Here is a 12,585-nt window from a genome sequence, read left to right as displayed (position 1 = left end):
CTCCTATATTATTTGATCTTTAATGACTTTTTCAGGATTTTCCACAAAGAGTTCCCGAGCCTTATCTTGGCCATATCTTTTGCTCACTATCTCATAAGCCTCTCGCATATAAGGTGGACGACCCTCTAGATTATGCATATCACTAGCAACTATATGGACTAAGTCCCTCTCTAAGAAATAGCGAGCACGCTTTTTCATGAATTTATAAGTATCGCCAAACAGTTTTGGTTTGAGGATGCTCGAACTATTGACCTGTGTATAGCATCCCATGTTGATGAGGTCGTGCACCCTTTTTTCATTGTTTTCCAAAGCATCGTAACGCTCTATATGGGCAATAACAGGGGTTATTCCCAACATCAAAATATTGGTCAATGCGCTATGGATTTCACGATAAGGGGTATTCATGCTAAATTCTATCAAGGCATAGCGGGTGCCATTTAGTTGTGGAATCTGCTGATTCTCTAATTTGTTTAAAGCATCACTGCTGTAATAGATCTCTGCTCCATACAAAATGGTGAAGTCGGGAGCAATTTCTTTAGCCAATTCCTTGACAACTTTAAAATTTCTTGCAATATCTTCCTCTGGTGTTTCAAACATCCCCTTCCGACGATGGGAGGTCGAAACGATGGTACGAACTCCTTGAGCATAAGCTTCCTTCAGGAGGGCTATACTCTCTGACTTATCTCTAGGACCATCGTCTACATCAAAAACTATGTGTGAATGGATATCAATCATCTTATTTTCCTTCCATGATATCTTTGATCTCTGTTTTGAGTGCCTCTAAGCTATTTGGATCGACCTCTAGCATATAAAGGCTGCTGTCAGGCATGGCATAGGAAGGAAGATCCATACGACCAGTTCCCTTTAGATCTCGAGTGATGACAGTATATTTTCCTCCACTTGCTAGTTGAGCATTTACTAAGCTAACCATGGTTTCAGGAGGCATATTGGTTTGTACAGAATCTTGCAACCCTTGCATAATACCATCAAAATTCTTCAAGGCTTCTGCTGAAGTTAGTTTTTGAATAATGGCAGCAATGACTTTTTGTTGATTTCGTCCACGATCACCGTCTCCATTGGTTAAGGAATAACGTTCACGAACAAAGCCTAGGGCCAGTTCTGAATCCATGTGGATGTTGCCAACTTCATAGTGTTTACCGTTTGTATGCGCAGTAAATTCTTGATCATTATAAACATCGACACCACCTAAGAGATCGATTAATTTCAAGAAGGAGGTGAAGTTGAGTCGTGCATAGTAATTCAGATCAATTCCATAGAGATTTTCTAGGGTATGAATGGAAGCATCCACGCCGTAAATACCTGCATGGGTCAATTTATCATTTTGGTTGTTTCCACCGTCAGCTATGGGCACATAGGCATCACGAGGCGTTGTTGTCAGAAGAATTTTCTTGGTTTCTTGATTGACCGTCATGATGATATTGACATCCGAACGAGAAACGGAGCTAATCGGTCCGTATGTATCAATCCCACTGATGTAGATATTAAAAGCCTTGTTTTGAGAAACCTTAGGTGCCTCAACAGTCTTGGTTAGTTCTTTGGTATAAATCTTCTTGATCTTTTTGGCATGGTCTGGGTACTCTTGCTCAATCAGATTTTCAAAGACACTGTTCAAAACGATTGCCTTGGTCTCTCCAGCCAGCAAACTCTTATAAGTAGCAAGATAGGAAGCACTTTCTTCAACCGTTAAGTCTTTACTCTGACTTGTCTTAATATCATCGAGCAGTTTTTTAATATTTTCTGCATCTGTTTTGGTCGGAGCCGTCACACTAGATAATTCCGAGACATTTCCAATCTCGCTATCCGCCAAAACTGCAACACTGATAGAGTAACTAGAATAGTTAGATGTTGCATTGAGTTGATTTGCTAGGCTGATAAATTGATGAACTCCAATCAAAGAAACTGCGTTCACAATGACCAGAACCACAAGTAAAATCATGGTGAATACCTTGGCTTTTCTCTTTAAAATCAAAAACAAGGCTATTAGCGCAATCAGGATCATAGTGATCGCTATAAGGACATTGGCATAGCTAATCGCTAAAATATGATATCTGAATATTAAAAACAGCAAAAAACAAGCAAGCACTATATATACAAACAACAAAATGATATTGATGTTTTGTTGAATCTTGCTCGTTTTTCTTTCTTTTGAATGTCTACTCAACTTACACCTCTACAAAGTATTTTTTATTTTAATTATATCACAAAGTGGTACTGGATACCATCAACATACACTTGGTAATCGTTTTTATTTACCTTAAAAACAAGAATAGTAAATCCCAATGATAAAATGGCTAAAACTTTACTTAAAAGAGGTTTCTATGTTAAAAAGGCCGGGGCAAAAATCCCGACCTTTATGGCAATTGCTAATGAAGTTTTGTCGCGGCAGCTGATAATTTTTTGTTCGTCATTTAGTCTACGACACCGACATTTGCCTACAGATTTCTGCCCCGTTTCCTCTTCTTAAAATTATTTCACGTGACTTTCAAAGTCTTTTTGACTCTTTTCGACAGAATTTTTACGTTCTTGTTCCCATTTGGCTTTCGCTTCGTCAAATTGAGCAGTTGTTACTACTTCAGTTTGCAATTTCATGTACTTATAGTTACTTCCAGTACCTTTGATTCCGACAAGTGAGTAAGCTCGTGTAAATGGTATAACACGTGTCACTGAAGCCCCACCACCGTTTGAATTTACAGGGAGCAATAGCGAACTATCAATCAGCCAAGCTTGTGCATCTGCATAATTTCCATAACGTTTGGCTACGTCTGTATTTTCTGCATCTGCCGCTTTCAATTTTTGAGTATACTGGTCCAATCCAATACTTGTAATCTTATCCGTATCCTTGCTTGGATCAAGTCCTAAAATCTTGAGATAGAATCCATCCTCAGCGTTGAAAGGATTAAGATAAGTTGATGGATCTTGGTAGTCTGCAGACCAACCATCCAAGTTCAAATCATAGTCATGATCAGCTGTGGTTGGTGCTTGGAATGTCGCATTGGAATAGTCTTCTGTTGAAATTTGAACGACATCAATCACTACATTTTCTGCCCCAAGAGTTGATTCGACAGATTGTTTAAGCGAATGAATCTTTGGAAGTAAGGTTTTGTTAACTTGGTCTACAGGCAAGTCTAAATGAATCGGGAAACTCACGCCTTGAGCTTCTAATTCTTTCTTAGCCTCAGCAAATTGAGCTTGTGCTTTTTCTTTGTTGAAGTACCCATCTTGAGCATCTTCAAGATTCATATTTGACCACTGAGTACCGTAGTTTACCAACTTAGATGAAACTGTCTCACCAAAGGTCTTATCTCCAACCTGCACGAAAGTTGGTGGGACAAGCGTGTTACGAAGAGTGTTTTTAGCCGCTTCTTCTCCATTAGATTGAGCCGAGTAGGCTGTACGATCAATTGCAAAGTTGATGGCTTGACGGAAGTTTTTATTTAAAATAGCAGCTTGGGTCGCTTGTTTTTGCTCATCGCTAGTCTTAGCTGTATAATTGTATGCTTGGCGGTTAACGTTAAAATTATAGTACCAAGAAGTTGCGTCCTGCAAGCTATAGACGATGTTGTCCTTATATTTTTCCTTAGTCTTTGCAAAGTTTGAACTATTTGGATAGACTCCTGCAGATGAGTAAGCACCACTTTCAAAGTTACGAATCGTCATATCTTGGTCAGAACCATCAACATAGGCCAATTTAACTCTTTCAATCGTTACTTTTTCTTGGTCATAGTAATGAGGATTCTTCTTGTACTCGAGTGATGATTTTGATGTAAATTCTTTCAACAAATAAGGACCGCTATAAAGAATACTATCTGCTTTCAACTCTCCAAATTCTTTACCTTTAGAAGTCAAGAATTCTTCATTCACTGGGAACAAGATACTATTGGTAGTCTTAGAGTTCCAGAATGGTTCTGGTCGTGTCAAGGTATATTGGACAGTATAGTCATCCAAGGCTTTGACTCCAACATTTGAAAAGTCAGTATTTGCACCTGTCACATAATCATCTAATCCCTTGATTGAGTTTTGAATCAAATCAAGCGCTTGACTCTTGTTATCAGCTGCATACTTGATACCTGTGACGAAATCTTGTGCTTTAATGGAGGCATATTCTTCCCCATCAGCCGTGAACCATTTAGCATCCTGGCGAAGTTTGTAGGTGTAGGTCAAACCATCCTTTGAAACACTCCAGTCTTCTGCAAGAGCAGGAATGAGATTTCCATAATTGTCATTTTCAAGCAAACCATCTACCAAGTTGGTTACAACAGCAGTGTTATCTCCCGAATAGTCCAAAAGGTAGTTGAAGGTTGTTGGATCAGCACCAAATGTAGACGAGTAGGTTTTAGCATCCGATGCTGACTTCCCACACGCTGTCAACAAGACCGCAGCAGCAAGCGTCAACCCCGCTCCAATCAAACGTTTTTTAAGTTTCATGTTTCATTTCTCCTTATATGTTAGGTTTTGTAACATGGTTATATTTTAACAAATTTTGTCCAAAAAGTAAAGTTATATACTGATTTGACCTCTCATTGAAAATCAAAAAATAAAGAAATCCCGCTTCAAAACAGGATTTCTTTATTCATTACAAAAGACTATTTAACGTGATTTGCTAGTTCTTTTTGGTATTTGGCATTTGTTTCAATTTTCTCTTTTTGCCATTTCTTGAGAGCTTCTTCGTATTCTTTAGCTGTTACAATATCGTTTTGCAATTCTAAACCTTTAAATACAAATGGATCTCCCTTGATACCAACTTGAGAGTAAGCTTTTGTGAATGGCACTGTACGGCTAACTGTCGGAGAACCACCTGAAGAAGCTACAGGGATAAGAAGTGAGCTATCTGAAACCCAAGCTTGTGCTTTGGCATATTTTTCATAGCGTTTGTTAAGATCGCTTGTTTCTGATGCTGCATCATCCAAGAGTTTCTTGTACTCATCAAGTCCAACTTGAGCCATGACTTCTGGATCTTTACCTTTTGTGATACCCAAGTGTTTAAGAGCAGAACCCTTCTTAGCATCTAAGATATTAAGGTAGGTTGCTGGGTCTTGATAGTCTGGCCCCCAACCAGTTCCGTTCAAGTCATAGTCTTTTTGAGAAGGAACTTTGGCTTGAGATGTAATGCTCATTTTCTCATTGTCAGTCATTTGAAGTACATCGATAACAACATTTTCACTTCCAAGTGCTGCTTCGACAGACTGTTTGAGAGAGTTGGTTTGCTGTACAGCAATGACATCAGTCTGCTCAACTGGAATATCCAAATGGATTGGGAAGGTTACACCTTTAGCTTGCAATTCTGATTTTGCTTTTTCAAAAGCAGCTTTTGCTTTTGTCGGATTGTAAAGGGTATCTTTACCATCTGTCAAAGCTACATCCTTCCACTGGTCTCCGTATGTTACCAATTGTTCTTGAGCCAATTCACCGAAGGTCTTTTCACCAACTTGAACATAGTCATAAGGCACAAGGCTGGTACGGATAATCTTGTCTGCACCTTCTTCGCCATTCATCTGTGCAGAGTAGGCATGACGGTCTAGAGCGAAGTTGATAGCTTGACGGAAGTTTTTATTGAGAAGTGCTTCTTTTGTTGAAGTTTTTTGGGCATCATCTGTCTTAGCTGTTTTATTGTAAGACTGACGATTTACGTTGAAAGTAAAGTAATAGCTTGTCGCTTCTTGAGGACTATAAACAATCTTATCGCCGTATTCTTTCTTAGTTGAGTCAAAACTTGAACTAGTTGGGAAGAGGCGAGCTGTTGTGTAGGCTCCTGATGAGAAACTACGAATCAATGATTCTTGGTCAGAACCATCGTAGAAGGTAAGCTTGACGTGGTCAATTTTAACATTGTCTTTGTCCCAATAATTTGGGTTCTTTTCGTACTCGATCACTGATTTTGAAGTGAAGTTCTTCAAAATATATGGACCATTGTAGAGAATACCTGAAGGCGCTGCCGCACCGTAATCTTTCCCTTGAGAATTTAAGAATTCTTCATTAACAGGGAGCATAGTCGCTGTTGTCACCTTAGAATTCCAGAAGCTTTCTGGTTTGTTTAAGGTATACTCGACTGTATAATCGTCAACTGCTTTGACACCGACTGTTGAGAAGTCATTTGTTTCACCGCTAACATACTCTGCCAAACCTTTGATAGAATCTTGGATAAGAGTTAGGCCATCTGATTTGCCATCTGCAGCATGCTTCAAACCTGTCACAAAGTCTTGGGCCTTGACTTCAGCATACTCTTCTCCTTCTGAAGTATACCATTTGACACCTTTACGTAGCTTGTAGGTGTAGGTCAAACCGTCCTGTGAAACAGACCAGTCTTCAGCAAGCGATGGAATCAAGTTTCCATATTTGTCATTTTCCAAGAGTCCGTCGACCAAGTTGGCAATGACGTCTGATGTTGAACTTTTACTAGTAACGCTATAGTCCAATGTTGTTGGATCAATGGCATATACATACGAAAATGTTGTTGGAGCATCTGCTTTTTTCTCAGTCTTGCCACAAGCTGCCAAAAGAAGAGCTGCGCTCATCGTTATCCCTGCTACTACGAGCCACTTTTTCGATTTCATCGGTATTCTCCTTTAAAATACTATTTTTCACCATTATACCCTATTTTTATATAAAAGCAAGGGTTTTCAGATGATTTTTTAGAAAATTCAAACTAATATTTATTAAAGAAGTTTTTACACTTATTTTAGAAAAAAACTCAAGCATCTGAGACACTTGAGTTTCTGGTTTTAATCAGCTAATTCGACACAGAAGGCATCCCATGGAGCCAAGTTTTGTTTCTCTAAAACATCTTGTACTGAGGTATTTTCAATCAATATAGACTTAACTGACCCTTCTACTGCAAACTCTTGCTGCTGGTTGGACAAATTGGCCACAACTAGGAAACGACGGTCTCCATCTTTACGGATATAAGCAAAGACTTTTTCAGCCGTATCAAGAAGTTCAAAGTCAGCACGAACCAACCAGTTATTTTCCTTACGAAGTTTTACTAATTTTTGATAAGTATAGAAGATAGAATCTGGATTTGCTAAAGCTTCTTCTACATTTATCTTTACGTAGTTTGGATTGACTGCAAGCCAAGGTTGACCATTTGAGAAACCAGCATTTTTTGTCCCATTCCACTGCATTGGGGTACGAGCATTATCACGTCCAATCACGCGAATGCTATCCATGATTGCTTCCATTGGAACACCTTTTTCAAGAGCTTCACGCGCATAGTTGAGGGATTCAATATCATCTACTTGCTCCAAGCTTTCAAACGGGAAATTGGTCATTCCAATCTCTTCGCCTTGGTAGATATAAGGCGTCCCTCTCATGAGATGAAGCAAGATGGCATATGCTTTGGCAGATTTTTCACGGTAGTCTTGGTCATTTCCCCAGATAGAGACAATACGAGGGAGGTCATGGTTGTTCCAGAAGAGGGAATTCCAGCCATCTTCAACTCCCAACTCTGTCTGCCATTTGTTGAAAATTTCTTTTAACTTCCCAACATTTAGCTCTTTTTGGTACTGCCACTTAGGTTTCCCTTCCTGATACTGAAGACAGATATGTTCAAACTGGAAGACCATAGACAGTTCTTGTCCTTTAGGATCTGAATAGAGTTTAGCGATCTCTGGTGTTGCTCCCCAAGTTTCCCCTACTGTCAAGAGTTCTTTATCGCCAAAGGTTGCTTGATTCATTTCCTTGAGGTAGGGATGAAGCATAGGACCATTGTTGACAATCTTCTGATCAGGAATCTTCCCAATCATGTCAATGACGTCCATACGGAATCCACCAATCCCTTTATCAATCCAGAAATTCATCATCTCATAGATTTTTTGGCGAAGTTCTTCATTTTCCCAGTTGAGGTCCGGTTGCTTCTTGCTGAAAAAGTGCAGGTAGTATTGACCAGACTTTTCATCGTATTGCCAGGCAGATCCACTGAAAATTGACTCCAATTCGTTAGGTTCATCACGCCAGATATAGTAGTCTCGCTCAGGACTATCAGGATTTTCACAAGCTTCAATAAACCAAGCATGCTCATCTGATGTATGATTGACCACCAAATCCATAATGATTCGGATATCTCGTTTTTTAGCCTCAGCAATCAGCACATCCATATCTTCCATGGTTCCAAAGATAGCCGCGATGTCTTGATAATTGGCAATGTCATAACCATTGTCATCCATGGGGCTATCATAGACTGGAGAAAGCCAGATCGCTGTGATCCCTAACTTAGCTAGATAGTCTAGCTTACTGGTAATCCCAGGCAAATCACCAATCCCATCTCCATTGCTATCCTTAAAACTTTTTGGATAAACCTGATAAACAACGGCATTGTGCCACCATTTTTCTTGCATCTTTTTACCTCTATTTAAAATTGACTTTACTCCATCATAGACCTTTTATCAAAATTATGCAAGCGTTTGCTTTATCTTTTTTTCTCACTTTTGCGACTCTCTAGTTTCTAATCTTCCATTTTTTTTATATAATAGAGCTCAGAGGTAAAAAAATGAAAAAACAAGCTTTTAGTTCTGAACAATATTTGAATCTACAACGCGACCATATCTTGGAGCGCATCAACCAATTTGACGGCAAACTCTACTTGGAGTTTGGTGGCAAAATGTTAGAAGATTTCCACGCTGCTCGTGTCCTTCCTGGATATGAACCTGACAATAAAATCAAGCTCTTGCAAGAGTTGAAGGAGCAAGTTGAGGTTGTTATCGCTATTAACGCTAGCAATATCGAGCACTCAAAAGCTCGTGGAGACTTGGGCATTTCTTATGACCAAGAAGTGCTTCGTTTGATCGATAAATTCAATGAACTTGGTATCTTTGTTGGTTCAGTTGTCATTACTCAATATGCAGGCCAACCGGCAGCAGATGCTTTCCGTAATCAATTAGAGAAAAATGGAATCGACTCTTATCTTCACTACCCTATCAAGGGGTATCCGACAGATATGGATCACATCATCTCTCCTGAAGGTATGGGGAAAAACGACTATATCAAAACTAGCCGTAACTTGATTGTCGTGACTGCTCCTGGTCCTGGTTCAGGTAAGTTGGCAACTTGTATGTCTAACATGTACCACGACCAAATCAATGGTATCAAGTCTGGTTATGCCAAATTTGAAACCTTCCCAGTTTGGAATCTCCCACTTCATCATCCTGTCAACTTGGCTTATGAAGCTGCCACAGCAGACCTAGATGATGTCAACATGATTGACCCATTCCATCTCCAAACTTATGGAGAAACCACAGTCAACTACAACCGCGATATTGAAATTTTCCCTGTCCTTAAGCGTATGCTGGAACGTATTCTCGGTGAGTCTCCTTATGCGTCTCCAACTGACATGGGTGTCAATATGGTTGGTTTTGCAATCACTGATAACGACGCCGCCATTGAAGCATCTAAACAGGAAATTATCCGTCGCTATTACCAGACAGTTCTTGACTTCAAAGCTGAGAAGGTTGGAGAAACTGCTGTGAAGAAGATTGAGCTTCTCATGAATGACCTCGGTATCACACCAGCTGACCGAAAGGTTGCTGTTGCTGCTCGACAAAGAGCAGAAGAAACAGGCGGACCCGCTCTAGCACTTGAATTACCTTCTGGTGAAATCGTTACTGGTAAGAACTCAGAACTCTTTGGTCCAACAGCGGCTGCATTGATCAATGCTATCAAAATGTCCGCTAACATTGATGCTGAAACAAAATTAATTGAACCAGAAGTGGTGAAACCAATTCAAGGTTTGAAAATCAATCACTTGGGTAGCCGTAACCCTCGACTTCATTCTAACGAGATCCTCATCGCCCTTGCTATCACAGCAATGCAGAATCCTGATGCAGATCATGCCATGAAAGAACTCGGAAATCTCAAAGGAAGCGAAGCTCACTCTACGATTATCTTAACGGATGAAGACAAGAATGTTCTTCGCAAACTAGGTATCAACGTAACCTTTGATCCTTACTATCAATACGATCGTTTGTATCGCAAGTAAAATACGACACTCACTCCTCTTAGAATTGGATCCTTAGCATCCAGCTCTAAGAGTTTTTTATATCTTGCAAGTCTTTCACAAACATATCTTTTAAAAATAATTCTCATTTTAATAGAAGCTGAGATAACATTTAATTTTAGATTTATTTCTAATGAATCCTTAAAAGGAGTGAATCCATCCTCTTCAATCTTGACTTGAACTACCTTGGCTGAGGTTGACCCATTTTCTCTACAATATCAAATCGGTGTAACGAGACTGACTGCGTCACTCTTATCTAGAACCTCAAAGCGATGCTTGGAGACATCTACATAAGAGAACAAATTTGGTCATTGATTTTCATTGAATATACAAAAAAGCGAACAAGACAGCATTCTGTTTTTCAGAAAACTATCTAGTTCACTTTTGCTTATGATTTAATTTTTTGGTTTATTCTACCGTTACTGACTTAGCAAGGTTACGTGGTTTGTCCACGTCGAGTCCACGGTGTAGGGTTGCAAAGTAAGCGACCAATTGTGTTGGTACGACCATTGAGATTGGTGAGAGGTAAGGGTGTACGGTCGTAAGAACGATATCATCTGTATCTTTGGCAACATTTTCTTCTGCAATGGTGAGAACCTTAGCTCCACGTGCTGCCACTTCTTGGATATTTCCGCGAGTGTGGTTGGCAAGAACTGGGTCTGACAAGAGAGCCAAAACAGGTGTTCCTTCTTCAATCAATGCAATGGTTCCGTGCTTGAGTTCTCCAGCCGCAAAACCTTCACATTGGATGTAAGAAATCTCTTTGAGCTTGAGACTAGCTTCCATGGCTACGTAGTAGTCTTGACCACGTCCGATGTAAAAGGCGTTGCGTGTTGTTTCAAGAAGATCACGGACTTTTGCGTCGATTGTTTCTTTCTCTGAAAGAGTTGATTCGATAGATTGAGCCACGATAGACAATTCATGAACCAAGTCAAAGGCTTTGGCTTTTTCATTGCCATTTGCTTCACCAACAGCTTTTGCAAGGAAGGCAAGGGCTGCGATTTGGGCTGTATAAGCCTTAGTTGACGCTACGGCAATTTCAGGACCTGCATGAAGCAACATAGTATGGTTGGCTTCACGTGAAAGGGTTGAACCTGGCACGTTTGTCACTGTCAAGCTTGGGATTCCCATTTCATTAGCCTTTACCAAAACTTGACGGCTATCAGCTGTTTCACCAGATTGGCTGATAAAGATGAAGAGTGGTTTCTTGCTGAGAAGCGGCATACCATATCCCCACTCAGAGGAAATACCAAGTTCAACTGGCGTATCTGTCAATTCTTCCAACATCTTCTTAGAAGCAAATCCTGCGTGGTAAGATGTTCCAGCTGCGAGGATATAGATGCGGTCTGCGTCTTGAACAGCCTTGATGATAGCTGGATCTACGACAACTTGACCAGCCTCATCTGTGTAGGCTTGGATCAACTTACGCATCACCGTTGGCTGCTCATCAATTTCCTTGAGCATGTAGTAAGGATAAGTTCCCTTACCGATATCAGACAAGTCAAGTTCCGCAGTGTAGCTAGCACGCTCATGGCTGTTACCATCATAGTCTTGAACTTTAACGCTATCAGCTTTTACGATAACCAACTCTTGGTCATGGATTTCCATGTATTGATTGGTCTCACGAATCATAGCCATGGCGTCTGAACAGACCATATTGTAACCTTCACCAAGACCAATCAAGAGTGGTGATTTGTTCTTTGCCACGTAGATGACATCTGGATTTTCAGAGTCGATCAAGGCAAAGGCATATGAACCGCGGATGATGTGAAGAGCTTTTTTGAAGGCTTCAAGCACTGACAACCCGTCTTCTTCCGCAAATTTACCAATCAAGTGAACAGCGATTTCAGTATCCGTTTGTCCCTTGAAGTGGTGACCTGCAAGGTATTCTTCCTTGATTTCAAGGTAGTTTTCAATCACCCCGTTGTGCACCAAGACAAAACGTCCTGTCTCAGAGCGGTGTGGGTGAGCATTATCTTCTGTTGGTTTCCCGTGAGTGGCCCAACGAGTATGTCCGATACCAGTTGTTCCCTCAACACCAGCAGTTTTAGCAGATAATTCTGCGATACGACCAACCGCCTTCACTAAATGGCTTTCAGCACCACCTAGGACAAAAATCCCCGCAGAATCATAACCACGGTATTCGAGCTTTTCAAGCCCTTGAATCAAAATATCAGTTGCATTTGTGTTTCCAACAACACCAACAATTCCACACATAGTATATACGACACAGGCTAGCTGTGCTTTCCCCTTAAAATTGGTATAGTCTAATTCTCGCTTTGCAGAATCAGCAGAAACAGTATATACTTGTTTCTTTCACTTGTCAAGAACAAAAATTGGTATAGCCTAATTCTACTGATTCCACATGCTAAAAATCTATCATATTTCGCCTAAAGCAAGTATTTAAAAAGGGCTCTACTGCCCCTAATAACTACTATTTTGTAGCAAGCTTTTCTGCTTCTACTACTTTTTGAAATGTTTTTTGGTAATTTACTTTAATCGTCATTGTCATGTGAGAGTCCTCGTTTCTTTTTGATGAATCCAGTATAAAATCCCTTCCTAAAACATAGCTTATATTT

General features: G+C 40.1%; 7 protein-coding genes. 1 reads left to right on the top strand and 6 read right to left on the bottom strand.

Annotated features, from left to right (window positions below):
• Positions 1-3 precede the first annotated feature (3 nt).
• The 5 genes from cps4B to HMPREF2795_RS09905 form a co-directional block, all read right to left on the bottom strand.
• The gene (gene cps4B, locus HMPREF2795_RS09925; RefSeq protein ID WP_075228798.1) at positions 4-735 is read right to left on the bottom strand and encodes a capsular polysaccharide biosynthesis protein Cps4B; all 732 of its coding nucleotides are present in this window, start codon (positions 733-735) and stop codon (positions 4-6) included.
• Between the two features lies 1 nt (position 736).
• Positions 737-2,182, bottom strand: a complete 1,446-nt coding sequence (locus tag HMPREF2795_RS09920) for an LCP family glycopolymer transferase CpsA (protein ID WP_075228797.1) — start codon at positions 2,180-2,182, stop codon at positions 737-739.
• Positions 2,183-2,487: 305 nt separating this feature from the next.
• The gene (locus HMPREF2795_RS09915) at positions 2,488-4,446 is read right to left on the bottom strand and encodes a peptide ABC transporter substrate-binding protein (protein ID WP_075228796.1); all 1,959 of its coding nucleotides are present in this window, start codon (positions 4,444-4,446) and stop codon (positions 2,488-2,490) included.
• Between the two features lie 158 nt (positions 4,447-4,604).
• A complete protein-coding gene (locus HMPREF2795_RS09910; RefSeq protein ID WP_075228795.1) occupies positions 4,605-6,572 on the bottom strand; it encodes a peptide ABC transporter substrate-binding protein in 1,968 nt (655 codons plus the stop codon).
• 168 nt (positions 6,573-6,740) lie between these two features.
• Entirely contained in the window at positions 6,741-8,351 is a 1,611-nt protein-coding gene (locus tag HMPREF2795_RS09905) for a glycoside hydrolase family 13 protein (protein ID WP_001156766.1), read from the bottom strand.
• A 152-nt stretch (positions 8,352-8,503) separates the two neighbouring features.
• On the opposite strand from HMPREF2795_RS09905, the gene HMPREF2795_RS09900 reads away from it, so the two are divergent.
• Entirely contained in the window at positions 8,504-9,988 is a 1,485-nt protein-coding gene (locus tag HMPREF2795_RS09900; RefSeq protein ID WP_049510348.1) for a DUF1846 domain-containing protein, read from the top strand.
• A gap of 426 nt (positions 9,989-10,414) precedes the next feature.
• Here HMPREF2795_RS09900 and glmS read toward each other — a convergent pair whose 3' ends face one another.
• A complete protein-coding gene (glmS, locus tag HMPREF2795_RS09895) occupies positions 10,415-12,223 on the bottom strand; it encodes a glutamine--fructose-6-phosphate transaminase (isomerizing) (protein WP_000334312.1) in 1,809 nt (602 codons plus the stop codon).
• Positions 12,224-12,585 lie beyond the last annotated feature (362 nt).

This window comes from Streptococcus sp. HMSC056C01 (genome assembly GCF_001811305.1).
Taxonomy (GTDB): domain Bacteria; phylum Bacillota; class Bacilli; order Lactobacillales; family Streptococcaceae; genus Streptococcus.
This window is presented reverse-complemented; position numbering and strand designations above follow the sequence as displayed.